Genomic DNA, 23,642 nt, shown 5'->3' on the forward strand with positions numbered 1-23,642 from the left:
GGTGTCAACTCGACGAAAAGCGTGTCGAGTTGACACCCCTGCCTGGTTGCAGCAAGTGCTGAGGCACGACTCGTGACGGGACCCCACCCGGAGCGCTGTTACAAGCCAAGGACACCTCGGCTTCGCCTTCGGGTCGCCTCGCCTGCGGCATCGGCGTGGTTAGAGGCGGACTGATTCGCCTGTGGTGGAGGAGTGTTTGGCTGCTTCGATTACTTCTAGGCCCGTTACTGCGTCTTGGGGGGAGACTGGGGCTGTGCCGGTGGCTACCTGGGCGTAGAAGTCCTGGTAGGCGCCTGGTTCTGTGCGGTGTGGGCGGCCGTTTAGGGTGCCCCAGGATTGTTCTGGTTCTTCGCCCCAGCCTGGGGTTGCTGGGGTTTCGCCTGCTTTTAGGCGTTCTTCTTGGGGGTCCATGCCGTATTTGACGTAGGCGGCGTCGTGGCCCAGAACGCGGAAGCGGGGGCCTTGGTCGGCGGCCAGGGCGCTCATCCAGAGGTGGGAGCGGACGCCGTTTTCGTGGGTCAGGGAGAGGAAGATGTCGTCGTCTGCCTTGGCGCCTGGGCGGACTGTGGCTATTTCGGCGTGGACTGAGAGTGGGCGGCCGAAGAGGGCTACGGACTGGTCTACCAGGTGGGTGCCCAGGTCGAAGAGGATGCTGCCCAGGTCGGCTGGGTCGCCGGATTCTTTCCAGGACGACTTGATTTCTGGGCGGTAGCGCTCGAAGCGGGATTCGAAGCGGTGGACTTGGCCCAGGGCGTTGGTGGACAAAAGGTTTTGGACGGTCAGGAAGTCGCCGTCCCAGCGGCGGTTGTGGAACGGGACGAGCATCAGGCCTTTGGAGGAGGCTATTGAGGCCAGGGCTCTGGCTTCGGCGGCTGAGGCGGCGAAAGGCTTGTCGACCACCACGTTGAGGCCGTGTTCCAGGACCTGGCGGGCGTGGGTGGCGTGGAAGCGGTTTGGGGTGGTGATTACCACCAGGTCGAAGTTGTTGGCCCAGACTTCGTCCAGAGTGGACAGGAGGCGGGCGTTGGGGTAGCGCTCGGCCACCTCGGCTTGGCGGGCTGGGTTCGAGGTTACGACTGCCGCCAGGGTTAGGCCTGGGGTTGCCTCGATGAACGGGGCGTGGAAGGCCGCCCCACCTAGTCCGTAGCCGACCAGAGCTGTGCGCATGAGATCAGACTAGGCGGTCTCACCTGATGGACGGGGTGTTGGAGCGGTCGGTGGGGCCCTACCGTTTTGGGTTATGACCATGCCGCTGGTTAGCCGACGCCACGTTGACTACGTGCGCGTCACCAGCATGGCTTGTTGTTGCTCGCGTTGATCTGACTCTCCCCCGAACGGCGAACAGACGGAGCACAGCCATGTCCTGGTCCTTTGAGACGACGCAGATTCACGCGGGCGCTGCGCCCGATCCGGCCACTGGTGCTCGTGCCACGCCGATCTACCAGACGACTTCGTACGTTTTTCGGGACACGCAGCACGGCGCGGATCTTTTTGCGTTGGCTGAGCCTGGGAACATCTACACGCGGATCAACAATCCCACGCAGGACGTGCTGGAGCAGCGGGTGGCCGCGCTCGAGGGTGGTGTGGCGGCGGTTGCGTTCGCTTCTGGGCAGGCGGCTGAGACGGCTGCGATTCTGAACCTGGCGAAGGTCGGGGATCACCTGGTTTCCAGTGCGTCGCTGTATGGCGGTACGTACAACCTGTTCCACTACACGTTGCCCAAGCTGGGCATCGAGGTGTCGTTTGTGGACGATCCCGATGACCTGGAGGCTTGGCGGGCGGCGGTGCGGCCCAACACCAAGTTGTTCTTCGGGGAGTCGCTGGCCAACCCGCGCAGCCATGTGCTGGACATCGAGGGCGTTGCGGCGGTGGCGCACGAGAACGGCGTGCCGCTGATCGTCGACAACACGGTTCCTACGCCGTACCTGCTCAAGCCGCTGGAGCACGGTGCGGACATCGTCATCCACTCGGCGACCAAGTATCTCGGAGGGCACGGGACGGCCATCGCCGGTGTGGTGGTGGACGGTGGGAAGTTCGAGTACGGGGCTGACAAGTTCCCGGACTTCCACGAGCCGGATCCCAGCTACAACGGGCTGCGGTACTGGCCGGTGCTGGGGCATGGAGCGTTCGCTGCCAAGTTGCGGGTGCAGGGGTTGCGGGACACGGGGGCGGCTATCGCGCCGTTGACGAGCTTCCTGGTGATTCAGGGGATTGAGACGTTGTCGCTGCGCATCGAGCGGCACGTGGAGAACGCGCAAGCGCTTGCGGCCTGGTTGGAGGAGCGGGACGAGGTCGAGAAGGTCCACTACGCCGGGCTGGAGTCGTCGCCGTTCCACGCTGCCGCGCGGAAGTACCTGCCGAAGGGGGCGGGTGCGGTGGTGAGCTTCGAGTTGAGGGGCGGGGTCGAGGCCGGGCGGGCGTTCGTCGACGGGACGAGTTTGTTCAGCCAGCTGGTGAACATCGGGGATGTGCGGTCGTTGATCGTGCACCCGGCTTCGACCACGCACAGCCAGTTGACGCCTGAGGAGCAGCTCGTCACGGGTGTTTCGCCTGGGCTCGTGCGGTTGTCGGTGGGGCTGGAAGGGCTGGAGGACCTCAAAGCCGACCTCGAGGCGGGCTTCACCGCGGCGAAGTCCGCGTTGTAGTGGGCGGCTGGCGGTTCGGAGATCCGAACGGGCGGCGGAGGTGGTTCAGTCACGCCGCGCCGTTCGGGGGACTGCCGGGTTTCCAGCTCGCGTATGAGACGTGGGGGACCTTGAACGCGGAGGCCTCCAACGCGGTGCTCGTGCTCCATGCCCTCACCGGGGACAGCCATGTCGCCGGGGGCGTGGAGCCGGGTCACCCCACGCCGGGCTGGTGGGATTCCCTGGTGGGGCATGGGAAGCCGCTCGACGGGTTCTTCGTGGTGGCGCCCAACGTGCTGGGTGGGTGTCAGGGGAGCACCGGGCCCTGGCAGTACCCGGCGTTTCCGGACATCACCATCAGAGATCAGGTGGCGGCCGAGGTTCACCTCGCGAACTTCCTCGGGATCGAGCGGTGGGCCGCCGTGCTGGGCGGGTCGATGGGCGGGATGCGGGCCGTCGAGTGGGCGGTGGGCCAGCCTGATCGGGTCGAGTCGTTGTTGCTGCTGGCAACGACTGCGGCGGCGTCGGCCGAGCAGATCGGGCTGGCGTCGGCTCAGGTGCATGCGATCAAGGCCAGTCCGGCGGAGGGGCTGGGGATCGCGCGGCGGATCGCGCACCTCAGTTATCGCAGTGAGCAGGAGTTGCAGGCCCGGTTCGGGAGGGACCGGCAGGAGGACGGGCGGTTCGAGGTCGAGTCCTATTTGGACCACCATGCAGCGAAGCTCACGCGGAGGTTCGACGCGGCCAGCTATGTCACGTTGACGGAGGCGATGAACTCGCACGACGTCGGGCGTGGGCGGGGTGGGGTCAAGGCGGCGCTGCGGCGGGTGCGGGCGCGGGCGTTGGTGGCCGGGGTGGACTCGGATCGGCTTTATCCGTTGGCGCAGCAGAGAGAACTGGCGGCGGGTATTCCTGGTGCTGATGACCTGCGAGTGATCGCCTCGCCGTACGGGCACGACGCGTTCCTGATCGAGAGCGACCAGGTCGGTGCGCTGGTCAGGGAGTTGGTGCCCGCGCATTCAGGTAGTCGTTGAGGCGTGCGGAGGCGGCCAGCATGGCCAGGCCTTGCCGGGTGAGGCGGCGGCGCCAGTCGGTGAGGGCCGCGCTCAGCGTGTCGGTGCCGCCGGCCGTGCGGATTTGCTGCACTACCAAGGCGATTCGGGCCAACGGGTAGCCGCCACGCCGCAGCAGGTGGGCCAGTTCGGCGTCGCGGACGTCCTCGGCGCGGAACACGCGGTAGCCGGTGGACTCGCGGTCCGGCGTGAGGATTCCGGCTTCCTCCCACGCGCGCAGCGTCGCCGGGGTGACGTCCAGGCGGCGGGCCAGCTCGCCGATCGTGCGGGGTTCCAGGACCGGTTCGAAGTCGGTCAGGTCGTGCACCGCGCGGCTGACCGAATCGAGGGTCTCGCGGTCGCGGAGGAGTTGCTCGTGGCCGCGGTCGATGGTCAGCAGGACGTCGTCGAGCGAGTCGGCGTGAATCGAGTTCATGATCTGGCCGGCGCGAGCGTGCCCGAAGGCCGGGATCAGTGCGAGGAACGCGCGCAGGGCGGCGGCGTGCACCGGGGTGTAGACGCGGTAGTCGGACGGGGTGCGGTCGGCAGGCGGGATGAACCCGGATTGCTCGTAGTTGCGCACGGCCTGGGTCGAGATACCGTGTTCACGAGCGAGGTCGGCTGGTCGCACGGTTGAGACTTTAGAGGCACTCAACGGCTGGAATCGCGCGAAAGGCTCAATAGAGGTTTCAATGTTACGGTTGAACCACATGAGCCAGGACATTCGCGAGTTCATCAGTCCCTTCACCGAGCTCTTGGCGTTCGGCGAGCCGACGCACCTCGAGCACGCTCACACCTGGGTCCGCAACGAGCTGTTCGAGCAGCTGGCCGCGCAGGGCTTCCGTTCGATCGCCCTGGAGACCTGCCGGATCAGGGGACTTCTGGTCGACGACTACGTCCAGGGCGGCCCCGGCGACCTCGACGCGGTCATGAAGGACGGCTTCTCCCACAACTTCGGGCAGTGGCCGGCCAACCGCGAGCTGGTCGCGTGGATGCGCGAGTACAACGCGGGCAAGCCGGCCGAGGAGCGTCTCTCGTTCTACGGCTTCGACTTCCAGACCGAGACGACCAGCGCGCCCAGCCCGCGGCCCTACCTCGAACACGCCCGCGACTACCTGGGCGAGGACGTGGATCTCACGATCGACGACGAGAAGTGGGGCCGGGACGAGGCCGTTCTGGACCTGACCAAGTCACCCGGTCAGTCCGAAGAGGCCGTCAGGCTGCGTGAGATCGGCACGGGGATGCTCAAGCGGCTGCACGCCCGCAAGACCACCGACGAGGCCTGGACGCGTGCGGAAACCCATCTGACGGCCGCACTGAGCCTGCTTCAGTACCACTGGGAGTGTGCCGAGCCGAACCCGTTGGGGGTGCGGCTCAACCGTCTGTGTCAGATGCGGGACGGCGTGATGGCCCGCAACCTGCTGGCGATTCGCCGGATCGAGGCGCGAAAGGGGCCGACGTTCGTGTTCGCGCACAACGCCCACCTGCAGCGCACGAACAGTTCGATGGAGATGGCCGGCGAGCGGATCGAGTGGTTCTCCGCCGGCGCGCTCGTGGCGCCGATCCTCGGTGACCAGTACACGGTCATCGGCGGCACGCTCGGCCGCAACGACTCGATCGGGCTGGGCGAACCGGACAAAGCCACCCTCGAAGGCCAGTTGCAGAGCCGGTTCACGACCTGGGGGATGACGAAGGACAAGCCGGTCGGCCCGTCCCGCACCGACACGGGTGCCGACCCGATGCTCGCGATGGCCTACTTCCCGCTCGACCAGCACCTGCTGGCCGGCGTGGACGCCCTGTTGCACGTCAGGGTTGGTCGTCCAGCGACGCGGTGATCCACGGCGCGACGGGCAGGTCGCGCGTCTCGCACTCGATCGCCAGCTTCAGGGTCCACCGCAGGGCTTGTAAAACGACCGTCGCGAGCTCCTGCGGTGCCCCGTTGGCCAGGGCGATCTCGATCTGCTCCGCCGCCGCGTCCTGATCTCCGTGCACCTCGGCCAGCAACGCCCTGATCGCGGTGCGCACGGGCGGGTCGGCGTCGTCGATCTGGACCTCGCGGCCCTCCTCGTCGAAGACCTGCATCTTCACCGGCGTGGCACCGCCGGAACCGAGCGCGCCGACCATGCTGCTGCACTCGGCGAACAGCAGGAGCACCAGCTCACGGATCTCCTCGTTGCCCTCTGGCGACCCGCTGAGGTAACCGGTCACGAGGTCCACCGCCACAGCGTCCTCACCGGCCCTGGCGGCAGCCAGCGCCTCGCCGGCCACGGCGGTCAGCCGTGCCCAGCGATCTGGATCCTGCGGTGGTTTCACAGGTACTGCCTACCGCGCGGTGTCACGCATTCGCAATGCCCCATCTTGATCAGAGTGCTACCGGGGTATGTCACTCCGCAGGTCAATGTGTGATTCAGCGAATCCACCTAGCATCGGCTGGTGTTCCAAGCGCTGTACCGCACCGTCCTCGGTCCTGATCGCACCCGAGTGCTCACGAAAGTGCTCGGCCGGTTCCGCGTTCCCGCGTTCGCCGCGTTGATCATCTACGGGCTCGTCTGGGCGATCATCGGCAGCGTGGACTACGTGGACCGCGTGCTCCCGCCCGGCGCACCAGACCGCGGTGACGGCTGGTGGGTGCTCATCTTCTTCGTCACGATCATCCCGTACGTGCTGCTGATCCGCTCGCCGCTGTACGCGTGGCGGGTGGCGGCAGCCGGGTTCTACTTCGTCGGGTTCTTCGCGGTGGGGGACGTCGTCCCGGACTTCCAGTACTGGACGACGGTGCCGCTTCTCATCGCGGTCGCCGCCTTCTACTCGCGCGGAATCGTGATCACGGCCACGTTGATCAGCATGGTGCTGGTGGCGCTGTCCGAGCCGCAGCGCGCCGACCTCGCACTCTTCGTGCCCATCATCGCGGCCGCCGTGTACATGTTCGGCTCGCGTGGACGGGCGGAACTGGACCTCGAACAAGAGCGGGCCGCCAAAGCAGCTCTCGAGGAACGTGCTCGCATCGCGCGCGAGATGCACGACGTCGTGGCGCACCACATGTCGATGGTGGTCGTGAGGTGTGAGACCGCGCCCTACCGCCTCAAAGGACTGAACGACGAGGCCGAGAAGGAGTTCGCGGAACTCGGCCAGGCCGCCAGGGAAGCCATCACCGACATGCAACGGCTGCTCGGCGTGCTCAGGACGAACGGCCACGAGCCGGAACGCGAACCGCAGCCGGGCATCAGCCGCATCCCCGAGCTCGCGCGGCCCGGTGACGAGGCCGAGGTCGACGTGGACGACGTCCCGGAGGCGGTCGGGCTCACCGCGTACCGGATCGTCCAGGAGGCGCTCACGAACGCCACCAGGCACGCGCCCGGCTCGAAGGCGTCCGTCCACGTGCACAAGAACGAGGGCCAGCTGGACGTGCTGGTGATCAACACCGCCGGGGGACCGTCCATGGGCGGGGGTAGTGGGCAGGGCCTGGTGGGCATGCGCGAACGCGTCGCTGTGCACGGTGGCACGCTGACCGTGAAGGCGACCGAGAGCGGCGGCTTCCTGGTGCGGGCGAGAATTCCGTTGGGGGACAAGTGATCAGGGTGGTCGTGGTGGACGACCAGGAGATGGTGCGCGAGGGCTTCTCCGCGCTGCTCAACGCGCAGGAGGACATCGAGGTGATCGGCGCCGCGGGCAACGGCGTCGAGGGCGTCGCACTCGCGCGCAACGTCAAACCGGACGTCGTGCTGATGGACGTGCGCATGCCGGAGATGGACGGTCTCACCGCGACCAGGCTGCTGCTGGACGGTTCGGTGGAGACCAAGGTCCTCGTGCTGACCACGTTCGACCTGGACGACTACGTCTACGAGGCGTTGCAGGCCGGTGCGAGCGGGTTCCTGCTCAAGCACGCGCCCGCCCGTGAGCTGCTCAACGCCGTGCGCGTGGTCGCAGCAGGGGAAGCGCTGCTGGCGCCGTCCATCACCAAACGCCTGATCGAGGACTTCGTGAAGTCCCGCCGCACCGAACGCATCCGGCCGGCCAGGTTGAACGTCCTGACCGAACGCGAGACCGAGATCCTCGTGCTGGTCGCGCAGGGCATGTCGAACGTCGAGATCGCCGCGCATCTGGTGCTCGCCGAGCAGACCGTCAAGACGCACGTGAGTCGGGTCCTCACGAAACTCGGGCTCCGCGACCGCGCCCAGGCCGTCATCGCGGCGTACGAGACCGGGCTCGTAGTACCGGGGTAGCAGGGTTAAAACGGCACGTCAGAGGGATGATCGCGAGAGTGTGGTCTTCCTAGTTTCGGTTCATGCGCCGAGCCGTGTTGTTCCTCCTGCTGATCGCCGTTCCGTCGGTCGCGCCGTCGATCGCCGAGTGGCGTGCCGACGTCGCCCGCCGGGTCGCGATCGTCGGTGACCTCGCCACCGCCCGTGACGTCGTGGTCGTCGTGCCGGGCTCCGACGTGGACGTCGACCGATTCGACCGGACCGTCGGGCGGATGGCGACCAACCTGTACGAGCAGGCCCACCGCGACGACCTCGCGGTGATCGCGTGGCTCGGGTACCGCACGCCGCAGGGTCTCGGCGTGGACGCGGCGACCGGTGGTCTGGCGCGCCAAGGAGCCACCGCGTTGGTGGAGTTCGTGCGTGCCTTGCACACCAACGCACGTATCCACGTCTTCGGGCACAGCTACGGCTCCATCGTGGTGTCGCTGGCGGCGCACGAGCTGGACGTGGCCGACATCGTGTTCACCGGAAGTCCTGGCGTGCGGGCGAATTCGGTGTCGGAACTGGGGACCGGCGCCAAAGTCTGGGCGATCCGGGCCGGCGGTGACTGGATGCGGTTCGTGCCCAACGTCCGGCTGTTCGACCTCGGGCACGGCACCGATCCCACGTCGGACGGCTTCGGCGCCACCGTGCTGCGGTTCGAGGGCGGCAAGCACGACACCTATTACGAGCCGGGCAGCGAGACATTGAGCGCGCTCGTCCGGATTGCTTCGGGTTCGGGGGAGACGCTGTGAGGAATCCGTTCATCGACGCCGTTCGTGCGATCGCCGTCGTCGCGGTCGTGCTCGGCCATTGGCTCGTAACCTCGTTGGTGGACACGCCGACCGGCATGTACATCGACAGTCCGCTCAAGCACTTACCTGAGCTGACACCGGTTTCCTGGGTGTTGCAGGCACTCGGCCTGTTCTTCTTCGTGGGTGGTTATGCGGCCGCTCACTCGCAGACTCCGTTCCTCGTCAGGCTGAAGCAGCTCGCCGTGCCGACGTCGCTGATGCTCGCCGCGTGGACCGCTGTCCTCTTCGGACTGTCGATGCGCGGTGTCGACCAGGGCACCGCCTACAACATCGGGTTCCTGGTCACGACGCCGTTGTGGTTCATCGTCGTCTACCTGGTGCTGCTGGCGCTGAAACCGTTGGTGCGCAAACTGGACGAGTACTCGTGGGGTGTGCTCGTCCCGATCGCGCTGGTGCTGGTGGTCCCGTACGCGGTGTGGTGGGCGGCCTGGCAGCTCGGGCACTCGTTGGCGCGCAGGAGAATTCCCGGTCCGCCGCTGCTGGTCCTCGGCGTGCTCGGGTACGCGTTGCTCACGCAGTTCGGCGGCTACCCGACGGCGGCCGTCGGCATCCCGGGCGCGGCCGTCTCGAACCTGAACCCGCCGAACTACGCGACGCTGGCGCTGGCGTTCGCCCAGATCGGCCTGGTGCTCACGATCGCGCCGCTGCTGACCAGGATCGGCACGACGAAACCCGTGCTGTGGCTGAACAAACGAGCACTCGGGATCTTCCTGACGCACCAGAGCGCGCTGATCACCGTGACGCTGGCGCTCAGCGCGTGGGGACCGTTACCGGGGCTCCAGCAGCCACCAGATCACCCTGGCTGGGTGTGGCAACGACTGCTGTGGCTGCCGGTGTGCGTGGCCGTGACCTGGGGATGGCTCCGAGCACTGCAAGGCCGATCGCCGCGAAGTGCAGCACCACCACCGCGGGAGCAGGCTCCAGCGCCAGCATCGGCGGAACGCACGCCAGCGCCGTGAGCAACCACGGCAACCGGGTGTCGCAGCTGCCGGTGCGGGCGGTGTGGATCAGGTACCAGCCGAGCAGGAGGTGGATGAGGTTCTGCAGCGGGTCGACCGGCAGCAGCACCAGCACCCCGTCGCCGAGGAACCCGCTCACCACGAACCCGAGCACGCCGAGCGTCCCGAACACCACGCCCATGCCGGTCGCGAGCCTGGTCCGGTGCGACTCGTGCGCGAGCTTGGGGGACTTGACCAGGCGCCGCTCGAACCGGTGGAACACCAGGACCAGCGGCACCAGCCCGAGCACCAACCAGATCGGCGCCTGCGTCAGCCCGAGCAACCCGACCAGCGCACCCACACCGGCCAGATACGCCAGGTACACCGTCATCGGAGCCCGGCGCGCGAAGTTCACGACGTGCCAGGAACGGCCCTCCAGCCACGCGGTGACCCGCCCGCGCGCCAGCAGGGCCAGGCACACCTGCGCCACCCCGAGCACCATCATCGAGCGGGGGTAGTCGCTGAAGAACACCAGCGCGGGCAACGTGATCGCGCCCATCGCGGCCAGCGTCCTGCGGCTCAGGCTCGTCAGCGAGCCGTCCGCGTAGAAGAACCCGATCTGCTGCATCAGCAACGCGCCGACGATCAGGTTCGCGTACCCGCCGGTCTTCCAGTCCGTCGACGTGCGCGCGACCTCGACGCCGAGCGTCACCAGCACCAGCACGAACGGCGTGGTGCGGCGGAAGTGCTCGTGCAGCCACGCGGCGGCGGGCGTGGCCGCCACCGCGAGCAGATAGACCCCGAGGAACCACAACGGATGCGTGATCAGGCGGCTGTACGCGTCGACCTTGACGTCCATCAGGTTCAACGCCGCGAACAACACCACCCACAACAGCACGAACGCCAGCACGGGCCGCAGCAGCCACGACGTCCGGCTCGACACCCAGCAGCCGAAGCCGCCCTCGTGCGCCTGCCAGCTGCGCAGGTTCGCGTGCCCGCCGGCGAAGAAGAACAACGGCACCGCCTGCAACGCCCACAACCACGACGTGCCGAAGCCGCGCAGATGAGCCAGCATCGCCACGGTCTCACCGAGCACGAGGAGGGTGAGGCTGAAGAGTCGCAGGAACGTCGCGTACCGGTCCTGCTTGGCGTGCGCCAGCTCCAGCGGCAGCGAGTTCGCACTGGCCGTACGCGGAATGTCGTCGCGCCGCCGCCCGTGCAGGCGCGCCAGCAGGAGGAACACCACGATCGCACTGCCGAACGCCCACGCCACCACGGGCTCGTGGCCCGGCGGCCCCCACCGCTGCCGCCACGAGTTGAACTTCAGCCCGAACGCGTAGGTCGCGGCGACCACGTGACAGGTCTGCTCGGCGCCCCGCGGGTTCAGCCGGCACTGCGCGTGCAGGTCGGTCGTGAGCCGATCGTCCAACGCCTTGCGCGCGTCCTGCCCGAGCGGGTCGCCCTTGTGTTCCGCATAGCGCAACAGGTCGTAGCCCAGGTCGTGCGCCCGGCACCCGGTGCTGAAGTCCCACTCGGTGTCACCGGCCGGCCCGGAGCAGCCACCGGAGGCGTCGACGACCCGCAACGTCCCGTCCGGCGCCGTCACCGTCTTGGGGTCGCGGCCCATCTCCTTCGCGAAGTCCGAAGGCAGGTTCACGTACGGATCGTGCGTCGCCGACGGCGCCGTGAACGCGTGCACGGCGTTCGCGGCGGCGATCACGTCAGTGCTCGGCGGCACCCCGTTGTCCCCGTTGGCCGGTCTCGAGGCGATCACCCCGAGCACGAACACGGCAACGGCGATCACCGTGAACCGGAACCAGGCCGGAAGCCGGAGGAGGAGTTTGCGCGCGCCCATTGTCGGGCAAGGTTACGGAAGGGTCTCGGCTGATCGCCAGTTGGCCTGGTGGGCGGCCGGTGGATGCCTGCTCGTCGCCGACAGGGGAGGAAGCTGCGGCGGGGAAAGTGCCCGAACATGTGTTCGGTACGGTCATCTGCGTGAAACTGGTGGTGCAGGTGAAGCTGCTGCCGACGCGAGAGCATGCGTCGGCGTTGGCGGCGACCCTGCATGCCTGCAACAGGGCGGCGGACTTCGTCTCGCGGGTGGCGTTCGAGCGGAACGTGAAGTCTCGCAACGAGTTGCAGAAACTCTGCTACCACGAGATCAAGGATCGGTTCGGTCTGTCGGCGCAGCCCGCGGTGCGAGTGGTGAAGAAAGTCGTCGACGCCTACACCGCTCTGGGTGCGAACATCCGCATGGGCAACCTCGGCGGCGAGAGGTCCGTGCGCCGGAGCAAAGCCTGCTCGAAGTCGATCGTGTTCCGTGACCACGCAGCGCAGCCGTTTGACGATCGGTGCTTGTCGTGGCAACTCGACGTGCGGGCCGTGAGCATCTGGACCACGGCGGGCCGGTTGAAGAACATCCCGTTCACGGGCTCGCCCGGCCAGCTCGCGACCTTGCGAGAACATCGTCAGGGCGAGTCGGACCTCGTTTTCCGGGACGGCATGTGGTTCCTGCTCGTCACCTGCGAGATCCCGGAGAAGCCGCAGTTCGAGCCGACCGATTGGATCGGTGTCGATCGCGGTATCACCAACCTGGCCACCACCAGCGATCTGGACAACTTCCAGGGCCGCCGCTTGCAGCGCAATCGCCGCTGGCACGCGCGGAAACGTGCCGAGTTGCAGGCCAAGCGAACGAAGTCCGCGACCAGACGCTTGAAGCAACGGACTCGCCGGGAGGCTCGCCATGCCGCCCACATCAACCACACGATCGCCAAGAAGATTGTGGCTGTTGCCGAACGCACCGGCCGCGGGTATCGCCCTGGAAGAACTGCGGGGCATCCGCGACCGGGTCACGGTTCGACGGCACCAGCGAGCCACCCAGTCTTCGTGGTCGTTTCACCAGCTCGAACGGCACATCACCTACAAAGCCCGCCGTGCCGGTGTGCCTGTGCTGCTGGTTGACGCGCGCTACACCTCGCAGATGTGCTCGAGGTGCAAGCACACGTCCCGTTCGAACCGACCCACCAGGGACTGGTTCTGTTGTCGTCGGTGCGGTCTCGCTGGATCCGCCGACGTCGTCGCCGCCGTGAACATCCGTGATCGGGCACGGCGTGCGTGGGTATTTGTCAACGTGCCCTTACCGACGGCTGCCTGAGTCGTTGGTAGATGCGGCCCGCACACCACAGCCGGTGGTGGACGAGGAACGCGACTTGGCTTGAAGGGGTCGAGCGCGAGCTCTGCCCTTCAGAGCCGAGAGGTTGACGAGGTCACGACGGCCGGAGTGAGCGACGCGAGCGCCATCCGGGACAGCAACGCGGCCATCTGGTCGCGGTCGAGATGTGCGCTGTGCGGGGTCGAGTTGATCAGCCCGAACACCGCGTGCGCCGCCGCCCGCGCGGTCGGCTCGTCGAAGTCCGGCACGGTCCGCCGGATCGTCTCGACCCACACCTCGACGTAGCGGCGCTGCAACGCCCGCACGCGCCGGCGGTCCGGGTCGGTGAGGTTGGCGAGGTTCCGCATCTGCACGGTGATGAGCGCCGGGTCGTCCAGCGCGAAGTCGACGTGCCAGCCGATCAGTTCCCGCAACGCCTCTTCTGGGCTCGTGGCCGCGTCGACGCGGGACTGGCCGCCGTCCAGCAGCCGTTCGGAGATCGACGTCAGCATCTCGCCGAGCATCGCGTCCTTGCTGCGGAAGTGCCGGTACAGGGCTGGGCCGGAGATGCCTACGGCCGCACCGATGTCGTCGATGCCCACGCCGTGGAAGCCGTGCCGCGCGAAGAGTTCCGCCGCGGCGTTGAGGATCTGGTCCCGACGTGAGGGTTTCTCGGCCACGTGTGGAGGTTAGCAGCCGTTCACTTAGTCGTCCGATGGGTGGAATCTGCGCAGGTACAAGCCCTGATTGTTGACTATTGACGAATACTTCACACGGGTCTTACTCGTAAGTAACCATTGGCGTGCAATGCATCACATCCCTGCGGCCCCTTCGGGAGTCTTCGATGCGTCCTGCTCACCTCATCGCCTCGGTGGTCACCGCCGCCGCGGCAGTCATCGCGCTCGCCAACCCCGCGAGCGCCGCCCCCGTCAACTACGTCGCGCTCGGCGATTCCTACGCCTCCGGGCTCGGGACCGGCAGTTATGACGGTTCCACCGGCAGCTGCAAGCGCGGTCCGCTCGCCTATCCGGCCCTGTGGGCGGCGGCGACGGCACCCGCGAGCTTCAAGTCCGTCGCCTGCTCCGGCGCCCGAACGGGTGACGTCATCAGTCAGGCGGCCGCGGTCACGACGAGCACGAACCTGGTCACCGTGCAGGTCGGCGGCAACGACGCCGGCTTCACCGATGTCATCACCACGTGCACCTTCGGCTCGGACCAGGACTGCACCAACCGGGTGAACCAGTCCAAGACCTACATCGCGAACACGCTTCCCGGACTGCTCACCAACGTCTACGGCACGATCAGGTCGAAGTCCCCGTCGGCGCGCGTGGTCGTGCTCGGCTACCCGCGCATCTACAAGGTGCCCGGCTCGTGCAACGTCGGCCTGAGCGACACCAAGCGCGCCGCGATCAACTCGGGTTCCGACGCGCTGCACAACGCCATCAGTGCACGGGCGGGTGCGGCCGGGTTCACCTACGTCGACGTGCGCGGGGCGTTCACCGGGCACGAGATCTGCTCGTCGAGCTGGTGGCTGAACAGCCTGAGCTGGCCGGTCGAGGAGTCGTACCACCCGAACCGGGGTGGTCACCAGAGCGGCTACCTGCCCGCTCTGCGGTCGGTCATCGGCTAGGTTGATTCCGGAACGTGAGAGTGTCTGAAACAGGCCCTGACCTGGCTTCTGGTCACTCTCCACCTGTTCCGGTGGACCGCTAGGTTAGCGGGCGCTAACATGAGGAAGTTAACGCCCGCTAACCTGAGGTCTGGGGAGCATGGACGCACCGGTCCTGCGCAGCGCCGCCGAGCCATCGGACCGCTACGCCAAGGAGCACACCGCGCTCGTCGACGAGCTGCGCGGCAAGCTCGCCACCGCCGCTCTGGGCGGTCCTGAGAAGGCACGTCAGCGGCACGTCGACCGCGGCAAGTTGCTGCCGCGGGAGCGCGTGGACACGCTGGTCGACCCCGGCTCGCCGTTCCTGGAGCTGTCGCCGCTGGCCGCGAACGGCATGTACGGCGACGACGCACCGGCCGCGGGCATCATCACCGGCGTTGGGCGGGTGTCCGGCCGTGAGTGCGTGATCGTCGCGAACGACGCCACGGTCAAGGGCGGCACCTACTACCCGATCACGGTCAAGAAGCACCTGCGCGCGCAGGAAGTGGCGCTGCAGAACAACTTGCCGTGCATCTACCTGGTCGACAGCGGCGGCGCGTTCCTGCCGAAGCAGGACGACGTGTTCCCGGACCGCGAGCACTTCGGCCGGATCTTCTTCAACCAGGCCACGATGTCCGCGAAGGGCATTCCGCAGATCGCTGCCGTCCTCGGGTCGTGCACCGCCGGTGGCGCGTACGTGCCGGCGATGAGCGACGAGGCGATCATCGTCAGGAACCAGGGCACGATCTTCCTCGGTGGTCCGCCGCTGGTGAAGGCCGCGACCGGTGAGGTCGTCAGCGCTGAGGACCTCGGCGGCGGCGACCTGCACTCGCGCACGTCCGGCGTCACCGACCACCTGGCGGAGAACGACGCGCACGCGTTGAGGATGGTCCGCTCGATCATCTCGACGCTCGGCCCGCGCGTGCAACGGCCGTGGGACGTCGCGCCCGTCGAGGCTCCTGCGGAACAGAGCGACCTGTACGGCGTGGTGCCGACGGATTCCCGGACGCCCTACGACGTGCGCGAGGTGATCGCGCGGGTCGTGGACGGCTCGAAGTTCCAGGAGTTCAAGAAGGAGTACGGGCAGACGCTCGTCACGGGTTTCGCGCGCATTCACGGCCACCCGGTCGGGATCGTCGCCAACAACGGCATCCTGTTCGGCGAGTCGGCGGTGAAGGGCGCGCACTTCATCCAGTTGTGCGACAAGCGATCCATCCCGCTGGTGTTCCTGCAGAACATCACCGGGTTCATGGTCGGCCGCGAGTACGAGGCGGGCGGCATCGCCAAGCACGGCGCCAAGATGGTGACCGCGGTGGCGTGTGCCCGCGTCCCGAAGTTCACCGTGATCATCGGTGGCAGCTTCGGCGCCGGCAACTACTCGATGTGCGGCCGGGCGTACTCGCCGCGGTTCCTGTGGATGTGGCCGAACGCGCGGATCTCCGTGATGGGCGGCGAGCAGGCGGCTTCGGTGCTGGCGACGGTTCGCCGCGACCAGCTCGGTGACGAGTGGTCCGCGGAGGACGAGGAGGCGTTCAAGGCGCCGATCCGCCAGCAGTACGAGGACCAGGGCAACCCGTACTACTCGACCGCGCGGCTGTGGGACGACGGCGTGATCGACCCGCGTGACACCCGCACGGTGCTGGGACTTGCCTTGTCCAGCGCGGCGAACGCCCCCATCGACGATGTTTCCTACGGCGTCTTCCGGATGTGATCATGTTCGACAGCGTTCTGGTGGCGAACCGCGGCGAGATCGCGGTCAGGGTGATCCGCGCGTTGCGGTCGCTCGGGATTCGTTCCGTCGCCGTGTACTCCGACGCGGACGCCGATGCGTTGCACGTCCGGATGGCCGACGAGGCCGTGCGGATCGGGCCCGCCGCGGCCAGGGAGAGCTACCTCTCCGTCGAGAAGATCGTGCAAGCCGCTGTTTCCACTGGTGCGCAGGCGATCCACCCCGGCTACGGCTTCCTCGCCGAGAACACGGCGTTCGCGGCTGCCTGCTCCGAGGCAGGGATCGTGTTCGTCGGACCGCCCGCGTCGGCGATCGACGCGATGGGCGACAAGATCCGCGCGAAGCTGACCGTGTCGGCGGCGGGCGTGCCGGTGGTGCCGGGCCGCACGCGCGAGAACATGTCGGACGACGAGATCGTCGACGCGGCCCTGGAGATCGGTTTTCCGGTGCTACTCAAGCCTTCCGCTGGTGGCGGCGGCAAGGGCATGCGGCTGGTGCACGAGGAATCGGCGCTGCGCGAGGCGATCGAGTCGGCACGGCGGGAGGCGCGCGGGTCGTTCGGTGACGACACGCTGCTGATCGAGCGGTTCATCACGAACCCGCGGCACATCGAGATCCAGGTGCTCGGCGACTCCCACGGCAACGTCATCCACCTCGGTGAGCGCGAGTGCAGTCTTCAGCGGCGGCATCAGAAGATCATCGAGGAAGCACCGTCGCCGTTCCTCACGCCGGAAATGCGTGAGGCGATGGGTTCCGCGGCGGTCGACGCGGCGAAGTCCGTCGGTTACGTCGGTGCGGGAACCGTCGAGTTCATCGTGGACGGTACCTCTGGCGACTACTTCTTCATGGAGATGAACACCCGGCTGCAGGTCGAGCACCCGGTGACCGAGATGGTCACGGGCGTCGACCTGGTCGAGTGGCAGCTCCGCGTGGCGTCCGGCGAGGCGCTGGACCTCGACGTCTCACTCCAGGGCCACTCGGTCGAAGCACGCGTCTACGCCGAGGACCCGGCGCGCGGCTTCCTGCCGACCGGTGGCCGGGTGCTGGCGCTCAGCGAGCCCACGTCGGTCCGCGTCGATTCCGGGCTGTACGAAGGACTTGTCGTCGGATCGGACTACGACCCGATGCTCGCCAAGGTGATCGCGCACGGCCGCACCCGCGAGGAAGCGTTGCGGCGCCTCGATCACGCGCTCGGGCAGATGGTGTTGCTCGGCGTCACGACGAACATCCCGTTCCTGCGCGCACTTCTGCGCGACGAGGACGTGCGGTCCGGCGCGCTGGACACCGGTCTGGTCGAACGGAAGCTGGACTCGCTGACCTCGGCCGAGATCCCGGACGAGGTGTACGTCGCGGCCGGTCTGGAACGGTCGCTGGACCCGCGCGGCGACGACCCGTGGGACCAGCTGTCCGGCTGGCGCGTCGGTGAGCACGCCTGGACGACCTGGCGGATCAACGACGTCGACGTGCGCGTGCGCGGGGACGAAGTCGTTGTGGGCGCTGGAGAACCGGTCAAGGCCCGCGTGCGCAGGGAAGGCAGCGACCTGCTCGTCGGCTCGCGCCGGTATGCGACCGCACGGGACGGCGACGTGCTGTGGCTGGGCCACGACGGCGCCTCCTGGGCGTTGGTCGAGGCCGAGTTCCTGGTCGGCGCCGCCGAAGGTGCCGCCGCCTCCGGTGGCCCGGTGAAGTCGCCGATGCCCGGAACAGTTCTGGTGGTCCGCGCCCAGCAGGGCGAGGAAGTGACCGCCGGTCAAGCGTTGTTCGTGGTCGAGGCCATGAAGATGGAGCACACCGTGACCGCACCGGTCGACGGCGTGCTCGCCGAAGTGAACGTTCAGGCAGGCCAGCAGGTCAGACTCGACCAGGTGCTGGCCCTCGTCGTCTCTCACGAGGAGTGACAGCAATGTTGGACTTCAGGCTCCCGAGCGAGTACGAGGACCTGCGGAAAACCGTTGAGGAGTTCGCGCGCGACGAGGTGGCGCCGGTCATCGGCGACTACTACGAGCGCTGCGAGTTCCCGTACCCGATCGTCGCGAAGATGGGGCAGATGGGCCTGCTCGGCCTGCCGTTCCCGGAGGAGCACGGCGGCATGGGCGGCGACTACTTCGCGCTGTGCATCACGCTGGAGGAGCTCGCGCGCGTCGACTCGTCCGTCGCGATCACGGTGGAGGCGGCCACGTCGCTGGGCGCCATGCCGATCTACCGGTACGGCACCGACGAGCAGAAGGCTGAGTGGCTGCCTTCGCTCACGTCCGGCGAGAAGCTCGGCGCGTTCGGTCTCACCGAGCCCGGCTCCGGCTCCGATGCGGGCGCTTTGGCGACCACCGCGCGCCTCGACGGTGACGAGTGGGTCATCAACGGCACCAAGGCGTTCATCACGAACTCCGGCACGGACATCACCGGCCTGGTGACGGTCGCCGCGGTCACCGGCACGCTGCCGGACGGCCGCAAGGAGATCTCGTCGATCATCGTCCCGTCCGGCACGCCGGGCTTCACGGTGTCGAAGAAGTACTCCAAGGTCGGCTGGTCCGCCTCGGACACCCGCGAGCTGTCGTTCCAGGACTGCCGGGTGCCCGCCGCGAACCTGCTCGGCACCCGCGGCCGCGGTTTCGCCCAGTTCCTGCGGACGCTGGACGAGGGCCGCGTCGCCATCGCCGCGTTGTCCGTCGGCCTGGCCCAGGGCTGCGTCGACGAGTCGGTCCGGTACGCGCACGAGCGGGAGACGTTCGGCGCGAAGATCGGTACGTACCAGGCGATCCAGTTCAAGATCGCCGAGATGGAGGCCCGCGTGCACACCGCGCGGCTGGCCTACTACGAGGCCGCGTCCCGGATGCTGCGCGGCGAGCCGTTCAAGAAGCAGGCGGCCATCGCGAAGCTCGTGTCGTCCGAGGCGGCGATGGACAACGCGCGCGACGCCACGCAGATCTTCGGCGGCTACGGCTTCATGAACGAGTACCCGGTCGGCCGCTTCTACCGCGACGCCAAGATCCTGGAGATCGGCGAGGGCACCTCCGAGGTCCAGAAGATGCTGATCGCCAGGGAGCTCGGTCTGTAGTCCGTTCCATCTAAATAATCCCAAACCGCCGGTCTGATTCGTCCTGTCCGACTACCGTCGTTTGCCTTCCGCACGAGTGTGAGGGTGCAGATGACAGGTAGTCGGCCAGAACCGGTCTTTCCGGGTTTACGAGTGCTCCTCGAGGTCATTCACGGTCTTTGCGACCGGCCCGGGTTCTTCTACCGGAGCAAGACCGAGGAAGTGGTCGGTGACCAGCCACTTCCGTTGCTCTACCTGGAGAGCGAAGCCAGCCCGACGCCATTCCTGCACCCGCTGGAACACAAGCTCGACGAGGGACGTCCGGCAATACCGCACGCCTATGTCGACGTGTCCGCCGTCGGTGCCGAAGTTGACAAAAGATGGCCGAAGGAAGCGCGGGAGACTCAGCCGCTGCTGCCGTTGTTGGACGTGCTGGCCTATCAGCTGGCGGAGGTCCACGTCGGCAGTGAGCGGCTGACGCGGTTCGACCACTACCGGCTCGTCGACTGGCTCACGAGCAAGCGGCTGCCGCGCAAGCCGGGGCGGGACGACCGGGCGAGCGTGATCGAGCTGCTGCGGCAGTGGACCGGCAAGACCGCGGAGAACGGCGAGGCGCTGAACCGGGCCGTCGACGCGTTCATCCCGAACCTCGTGACGAGGCTGGGGCTCGGGCTGGTCGCGTGGGTCGGCAGCAAGGCCGGCTTCCGATGGCTCGGCAAGCGGGTGCCAGGGCTGGCGCGCGAGTCGAAGTGGTTCATGCGCGGGCAGAACTTCGCGCTGCCCAACCACTCCATCGAGTTCCTCGGGTTCGCCGAGCGGCTGACGCTGGGCAGGCGCGAGTCCGAGAACGAGGAGCAGATCAAGCTGCTGCTCGTGCACGCGTTCCTGGAGGACCTGCGGATCTCCTACCGGCGCCGCCGCCGGTTCCTGCCGCGCAGGGCCGGGTTCCGCCGCACCGCCTACATCCCCGTGCTGCTCGACGGCGTGACGAAGGACAACGGCGGCTGGGAGCTGCTGGAGCTGATCAACGACGTCCGCAACGAGACGGGTGAGGCCGACCCGTTGCTGGTGATCGCGGCGAGCTCGGTGCAGCCCGCGTTGTCGGAGCGGCTCGGGACCACGCCGGTCGCGCCGGAGGAGACCGCGGAGGCGCTGGCGACGTGGCGGGAGGAGCTCCCGCGCAAGCGTCAGATGCTCGCGCCGGACGCGCGCTACCTGATGATCAGGCTGCCGTTCCCGAGTCCGGACAGGAAGAAGTGGAAGGGCACGCCCGCGTTCACGGCGGCCCCGGTGAAGTGGCTGGCGCGGCCGCGGCGACTGGAGACGATCATCGCGGCGGTGGCCGCGGTGTTGTTGTTGCCGGGGTTCGTGGCCGTGCAGAACCACATCGACGCGAACTGCTCGATAGTCGGCTCAGCGGTCTCGCCGGGGGTGTCGACGCGGCTGATGGATGTCGACGGGCACGCCGAATGCGTGGGCTACAGCGACAACGACAGCCAGGTGTTCGGTTCGAACGAACGGCTCCGGTGGACGCAGCAGGCGGTCTTCGCGCAGAACGAGGAGGCCGAACGGTTGCGCGACTCGAACGACGACCGCCCGCTCGTCTCGTTGCTCTACTTCTCGAGCCTCACCCACCGGGACAGCAACCCCGACGCCGACCACTCCAGGGCGGAGGAACTGGAGGGGATGCTGCTCAAGCAGCGGCAGCAGAACGACAGGTCGAGCTCAGGCCCGTTGCTGCGCATCGTGGTCGCGAACGGCGGCGCGAAGATGGACCGCGCGCACGACGTGCTGACGGAGATGCTGACCCCGTTGCTGGAAAAGGATCCGAGCATCATCGGGGTGATCGGGCTCGACCGCAGCGTCGAGCAGACCAGGAAGGTCATCACCTCGCTCGGTTCGCTCGGGGTGCCGACCATCGGCACCACGCTCACCGAGGCGTCGCTGCCGAAGCTCTCGACGATGTACTTCCAGCTGATCCCCGGCAACGTCCGGCAGGCGGACCTCGTCCGGCAGTACGCGCAGCACGTCCGCGCGACCAAGGTGACGATCCACCACCCGAAGCTGGGGCAGGAGGACGTCTACCTCGACAACCTGGTCGCCGTCCTGGGGCAGGAGCTGGCCAGGACGGGCGTGCCGTTCGAGGCACGCGAGTGGGCCAACGGTCCGCAGGAGGTGCCGTCGCAGTGCGTCGAGAACCACTCCAGCGAGCTCGTGTTCTTCGCCGGCCGTGAGGAGCACTTCGGCGAGTTCCTGCAGGCGGTCGGCAGGAACTGCTACGACAAGGCACGCCTGCCGCGCATCCTCGCGGACGACGCGATCATCCGGTTCATCGCGCAGGAGGCGAGCCGCAAGCGCGACTCGCTGGCCGGCATGCGCGTGTCCTACGTGAGCATGGCCGGACTCGTCGTGCTCGCGGGCAAGTCCTGCGTCGACGGCAAGCCGGACGACAAGGTGCGCGGCGGTCTGCCCCTGGACGCCTTCTGCGCCGGCTACAGCAAGCTGGCCAAGGAGGTCCAGGACTCCGCGCTGCCGCGGGAGGACAAGCCGGCCAAGCCGTGGCCAGGCGAGCACATGGCGGTCGCCTACGACGCGGCAGGGCTCTTCCTCGACGCCGTGCGCAACGCCCAGGCCCGCCTGGCCGGGTACACCCCGCACCGCGGGGCGATCGGCGGGGAGCTGCGCGAACTGGAGTTCTTCGGCGCCACCGGACGCACGAACTTCAAGGTGTCGCGGGTCGGTGAGACGAGGAACTTCACGATCCTCGAGCTCGCCGACATCTACGACTTCGAGCAGCAGCCCGAGTGCGTGTTCCTGACCGGTGACCTCTACGGGCCGGATTCACCGCGCCAAGGCAACGGTTGCCCCGCTTAGAGCTTGGGAACAGCGCGGTCGATGATCGCGCTGAAGTCGGTGGACTTGGGGAGCGTGCCGAACGCGACTCCCCAGTCCCCGCCCAGCCGTGAGCCGAGGAAAGCGTCCGCCACCGCGGGGTGCCCGTGCCTGACCAGCAGGGCACCCTGCAGGATCAGCGCCATCTTCTCGACGACCCGGCGTGCCTGCGACTCGTCCACATCGGACAGCGCGGTGCCCAGGTCCTTGAGCGCGTTGTCGATCCGCGCGTCGACACCGGTGACGGTGGCCAGGAACTCCTGCACCGACTCGGGTTCCTTCTTCATCGCGCGCAGGACGTCGAGCGCGGCGACGTTGCCGGAGCCCTCCCAGATCGACATCAGCGGCGACTCGCGGAACAGCCGCGGCATCCCGCTGTCCTCGATGTACCCGTTGCCGCCCAGGCACTCCAACGCCTCGGCGGCGTGCACCGGCCCGCGCTTGCACACCCAGTACTTGGTGACGGCGAGCCCGAGCCGGGGCCGGTGCTCCGCCAGCCACATCGCGGCGGTCGTGGCCGCCTCTGACTCGATCGCGAGGTCCGCCAGCACGTTGCGCATGGCCGGCTGGTCGATCAGGTACTTCCCGAACGCCTTGCGGTGCGCCGCGTGGTGCGCCGCCTGCCTCAGTCCGGCGCGCATGCCCGCCGCCGACCCGAGAACGCAGTCGAGCCGAGTCGTGTTGACCATCTCGATGATCGTGCGCACGCCCCGGCCCTCGTCGCCGACCCGGTGCGCGAACGCCTCGTCGTACTCGATCTCGGCGGACGCGTTGGACTTGTTGCCCAGCTTGTCCTTCAGCCGCTGCAGGAAGAACCGGTTGCGCGTGCCGTCCGGCAGCACCCGCGGCACCAGGAAGCACGTCAGCCCGCCAGGCGCCTGCGCGAGCGTGAGGAACACATCGGACATCGGCGCCGAGGTGAACCACTTGTGCCCGGTGAGGACATACCCGTCCTCGACCGGCTTGGCGACCGTCGTGTTCGCCCGGACGTCCGACCCGCCCTGCTTCTCGGTCATCGACATGCCGGCGATCAGGCCGCTCTTGGTGAGCGGCGCCCTGAGGCCGAAGTCGTAATTCCGGGCCGTCAGCAGGGGTTCGTAGAGTGCGGCCAACTCCGGCGCGACGCGCAAAGCAGGCACAGCCGCATAAGTCATCGAAATCGGACATCCGTGACCGGCCTCGACCTGCGACCACACGTAGAACTTCGCGGCACGTTCCACATGGTGGTCATCCACGTACGCGTGCAGGCCGTTCGAAATGGCGACTTCGGTCAGCTCGTGCCAGGCCGGGTGGAACTCGACCTCGTCGATCCGGTTCCCGTACCGGTCGTGCGTGCGCAGCACCGGCGGGTAGGCGTTCGCGAGCCTGCCCTGCTCCTGCCACTCCTCGCTGCCCGCGAGCCTGCCGAGTTCGTGCAGGTCGGGGGTGTCCAGCCAGCTGAGCAGCGCGGGGTCGTCGGCGACGTCGTGACCGCTCAGCGGCGGAACCTGGTTGGTCACCTCGTGCGTAGCCATGCCT

Annotated in this window: 18 protein-coding genes and 2 pseudogenes; 14 read left to right on the top strand and 6 right to left on the bottom strand. The window is 67.7% G+C overall.

Annotation, left to right across the window (positions count from 1 at the left end; genetic code table 11):
- Window positions 1–159 precede the first annotated feature (159 nt).
- Window positions 160–1,167, bottom strand: coding sequence for a Gfo/Idh/MocA family protein (locus ACWGE0_RS27860; RefSeq protein WP_452263846.1), 1,008 nt, complete (start codon window positions 1,165–1,167; stop codon window positions 160–162).
- A 191-nt stretch (window positions 1,168–1,358) separates the two neighbouring features.
- On the opposite strand from ACWGE0_RS27860, the gene ACWGE0_RS27865 reads away from it, so the two are divergent.
- Both ACWGE0_RS27865 and metX read left to right on the top strand, forming a co-directional pair.
- Entirely contained in the window at window positions 1,359–2,645 is a 1,287-nt protein-coding gene (locus ACWGE0_RS27865) for a bifunctional o-acetylhomoserine/o-acetylserine sulfhydrylase (RefSeq protein ID WP_452263847.1), read from the top strand.
- Window positions 2,645–3,658, top strand: coding sequence for a homoserine O-acetyltransferase MetX (gene metX, locus ACWGE0_RS27870; protein ID WP_452263848.1), 1,014 nt, complete (start codon window positions 2,645–2,647; stop codon window positions 3,656–3,658). Before ACWGE0_RS27865 ends, metX begins: the two co-directional genes overlap by 1 nt.
- On the opposite strand, the gene ACWGE0_RS27875 is transcribed toward metX, so the two are convergent.
- Window positions 3,621–4,307: a TioE family transcriptional regulator gene (locus tag ACWGE0_RS27875; RefSeq protein ID WP_452263849.1), complete on the bottom strand. Its 687-nt coding sequence runs from the start codon at window positions 4,305–4,307 to the stop codon at window positions 3,621–3,623. The two genes, metX and ACWGE0_RS27875, sit on opposite strands and share 38 nt — an antisense overlap.
- Window positions 4,308–4,386: 79 nt before the next feature.
- On the opposite strand from ACWGE0_RS27875, the gene ACWGE0_RS27880 reads away from it, so the two are divergent.
- Complete coding sequence (locus tag ACWGE0_RS27880) at window positions 4,387–5,511, top strand: erythromycin esterase family protein (RefSeq protein WP_452263850.1); 1,125 nt, start codon at window positions 4,387–4,389, stop codon at window positions 5,509–5,511.
- Here the strand turns inward: ACWGE0_RS27880 and ACWGE0_RS27885 are convergent.
- Window positions 5,483–5,989: a hypothetical protein gene (locus ACWGE0_RS27885; RefSeq protein WP_319966271.1), complete on the bottom strand. Its 507-nt coding sequence runs from the start codon at window positions 5,987–5,989 to the stop codon at window positions 5,483–5,485. The two genes, ACWGE0_RS27880 and ACWGE0_RS27885, sit on opposite strands and share 29 nt — an antisense overlap.
- Window positions 5,990–6,109: 120 nt before the next feature.
- On the opposite strand from ACWGE0_RS27885, the gene ACWGE0_RS27890 reads away from it, so the two are divergent.
- The 4 genes and pseudogenes from ACWGE0_RS27890 to ACWGE0_RS27905 all read left to right on the top strand — a co-directional run.
- Complete coding sequence (locus tag ACWGE0_RS27890; protein ID WP_452263851.1) at window positions 6,110–7,249, top strand: sensor histidine kinase; 1,140 nt, start codon at window positions 6,110–6,112, stop codon at window positions 7,247–7,249.
- A complete protein-coding gene (locus ACWGE0_RS27895; RefSeq protein ID WP_452263852.1) occupies window positions 7,246–7,899 on the top strand; it encodes a response regulator in 654 nt (217 codons plus the stop codon). Before ACWGE0_RS27890 ends, ACWGE0_RS27895 begins: the two co-directional genes overlap by 4 nt.
- A 62-nt stretch (window positions 7,900–7,961) precedes the next feature.
- Window positions 7,962–8,672, top strand: a complete 711-nt coding sequence (locus ACWGE0_RS27900) for an alpha/beta hydrolase (protein WP_452263853.1) — start codon at window positions 7,962–7,964, stop codon at window positions 8,670–8,672.
- A 47-nt stretch (window positions 8,673–8,719) separates the two neighbouring features.
- Window positions 8,720–9,523 (top strand): annotated as a pseudogene (locus tag ACWGE0_RS27905) (acyltransferase family protein); the annotation flags it as partial.
- Here the strand turns inward: ACWGE0_RS27905 and ACWGE0_RS27910 are convergent.
- Window positions 9,483–11,525: a phospholipase A2 gene (locus ACWGE0_RS27910; protein ID WP_452263854.1), complete on the bottom strand. Its 2,043-nt coding sequence runs from the start codon at window positions 11,523–11,525 to the stop codon at window positions 9,483–9,485. The pseudogene ACWGE0_RS27905 and the gene ACWGE0_RS27910 overlap by 41 nt on opposite strands.
- Before the next feature lie 647 nt (window positions 11,526–12,172).
- Here ACWGE0_RS27910 and ACWGE0_RS27915 point away from each other — a divergent pair.
- Window positions 12,173–12,445: pseudogene (locus ACWGE0_RS27915) on the top strand (transposase); the annotation flags it as partial.
- Window positions 12,414–12,824, top strand: coding sequence for a zinc ribbon domain-containing protein (locus tag ACWGE0_RS27920; RefSeq protein WP_452263855.1), 411 nt, complete (start codon window positions 12,414–12,416; stop codon window positions 12,822–12,824). The pseudogene ACWGE0_RS27915 and the gene ACWGE0_RS27920, both read left to right, overlap by 32 nt.
- 89 nt (window positions 12,825–12,913) lie before the next feature.
- Here the strand turns inward: ACWGE0_RS27920 and ACWGE0_RS27925 are convergent, their stop codons facing one another.
- A complete protein-coding gene (locus ACWGE0_RS27925; protein ID WP_452263856.1) occupies window positions 12,914–13,501 on the bottom strand; it encodes an SACE_7040 family transcriptional regulator in 588 nt (195 codons plus the stop codon).
- A 164-nt stretch (window positions 13,502–13,665) separates the two neighbouring features.
- Here ACWGE0_RS27925 and ACWGE0_RS27930 point away from each other — a divergent pair, with 164 nt between their 5' ends.
- The 5 genes from ACWGE0_RS27930 (at window position 13,666) to ACWGE0_RS27950 (ending at window position 22,106) form a co-directional block, all read left to right on the top strand.
- Window positions 13,666–14,451, top strand: coding sequence for an SGNH/GDSL hydrolase family protein (locus ACWGE0_RS27930; protein ID WP_452263857.1), 786 nt, complete (start codon window positions 13,666–13,668; stop codon window positions 14,449–14,451).
- 139 nt (window positions 14,452–14,590) lie between these two features.
- Entirely contained in the window at window positions 14,591–16,180 is a 1,590-nt protein-coding gene (locus ACWGE0_RS27935) for a carboxyl transferase domain-containing protein (RefSeq protein ID WP_452263858.1), read from the top strand.
- A 2-nt stretch (window positions 16,181–16,182) separates the two neighbouring features.
- Window positions 16,183–18,096: an acetyl/propionyl/methylcrotonyl-CoA carboxylase subunit alpha gene (locus tag ACWGE0_RS27940; protein WP_452263859.1), complete on the top strand. Its 1,914-nt coding sequence runs from the start codon at window positions 16,183–16,185 to the stop codon at window positions 18,094–18,096.
- Window positions 18,097–18,101: 5 nt separating this feature from the next.
- Complete coding sequence (locus tag ACWGE0_RS27945) at window positions 18,102–19,253, top strand: acyl-CoA dehydrogenase family protein (protein ID WP_319966262.1); 1,152 nt, start codon at window positions 18,102–18,104, stop codon at window positions 19,251–19,253.
- A gap of 132 nt (window positions 19,254–19,385) precedes the next feature.
- Window positions 19,386–22,106 carry a hypothetical protein gene (locus ACWGE0_RS27950; RefSeq protein ID WP_452263860.1) on the top strand — a complete coding sequence of 907 codons (2,721 nt, stop codon included), beginning with the start codon at window positions 19,386–19,388 and terminating at the stop codon, window positions 22,104–22,106.
- On the opposite strand, the gene ACWGE0_RS27955 is transcribed toward ACWGE0_RS27950, so the two are convergent.
- Complete coding sequence (locus tag ACWGE0_RS27955) at window positions 22,103–23,638, bottom strand: acyl-CoA dehydrogenase family protein (protein ID WP_452263861.1); 1,536 nt, start codon at window positions 23,636–23,638, stop codon at window positions 22,103–22,105. The two genes, ACWGE0_RS27950 and ACWGE0_RS27955, sit on opposite strands and share 4 nt — an antisense overlap.
- Window positions 23,639–23,642: the final 4 nt, after the last annotated feature.

The organism is Lentzea sp. NPDC054927, assembly GCF_053610285.1.

Bases quoted from the DNA above. Each gene is read 5' to 3' on its own strand.
- ACWGE0_RS27860 (WP_452263846.1), bottom strand. From the start codon at position 1,167: ATGCGCACAGCTCTGGTCGGCTACGGACTAGGTGGGGCGGCCTTCCAC.
- ACWGE0_RS27865 (WP_452263847.1), top strand. From the start codon at position 1,359: ATGTCCTGGTCCTTTGAGACGACGCAGATTCACGCGGGCGCTGCGCCC.
- ACWGE0_RS27880 (WP_452263850.1), top strand. From the start codon at position 4,387: ATGAGCCAGGACATTCGCGAGTTCATCAGTCCCTTCACCGAGCTCTTG.
- ACWGE0_RS27900 (WP_452263853.1), top strand. From the start codon at position 7,962: ATGCGCCGAGCCGTGTTGTTCCTCCTGCTGATCGCCGTTCCGTCGGTC.
- ACWGE0_RS27910 (WP_452263854.1), bottom strand. From the start codon at position 11,525: ATGGGCGCGCGCAAACTCCTCCTCCGGCTTCCGGCCTGGTTCCGGTTC.
- ACWGE0_RS27920 (WP_452263855.1), top strand. From the start codon at position 12,414: ATGCCGCCCACATCAACCACACGATCGCCAAGAAGATTGTGGCTGTTG.
- ACWGE0_RS27930 (WP_452263857.1), top strand. From the start codon at position 13,666: ATGCGTCCTGCTCACCTCATCGCCTCGGTGGTCACCGCCGCCGCGGCA.
- ACWGE0_RS27935 (WP_452263858.1), top strand. From the start codon at position 14,591: ATGGACGCACCGGTCCTGCGCAGCGCCGCCGAGCCATCGGACCGCTAC.
- ACWGE0_RS27940 (WP_452263859.1), top strand. From the start codon at position 16,183: ATGTTCGACAGCGTTCTGGTGGCGAACCGCGGCGAGATCGCGGTCAGG.
- ACWGE0_RS27945 (WP_319966262.1), top strand. From the start codon at position 18,102: ATGTTGGACTTCAGGCTCCCGAGCGAGTACGAGGACCTGCGGAAAACC.
- ACWGE0_RS27955 (WP_452263861.1), bottom strand. From the start codon at position 23,638: ATGGCTACGCACGAGGTGACCAACCAGGTTCCGCCGCTGAGCGGTCAC.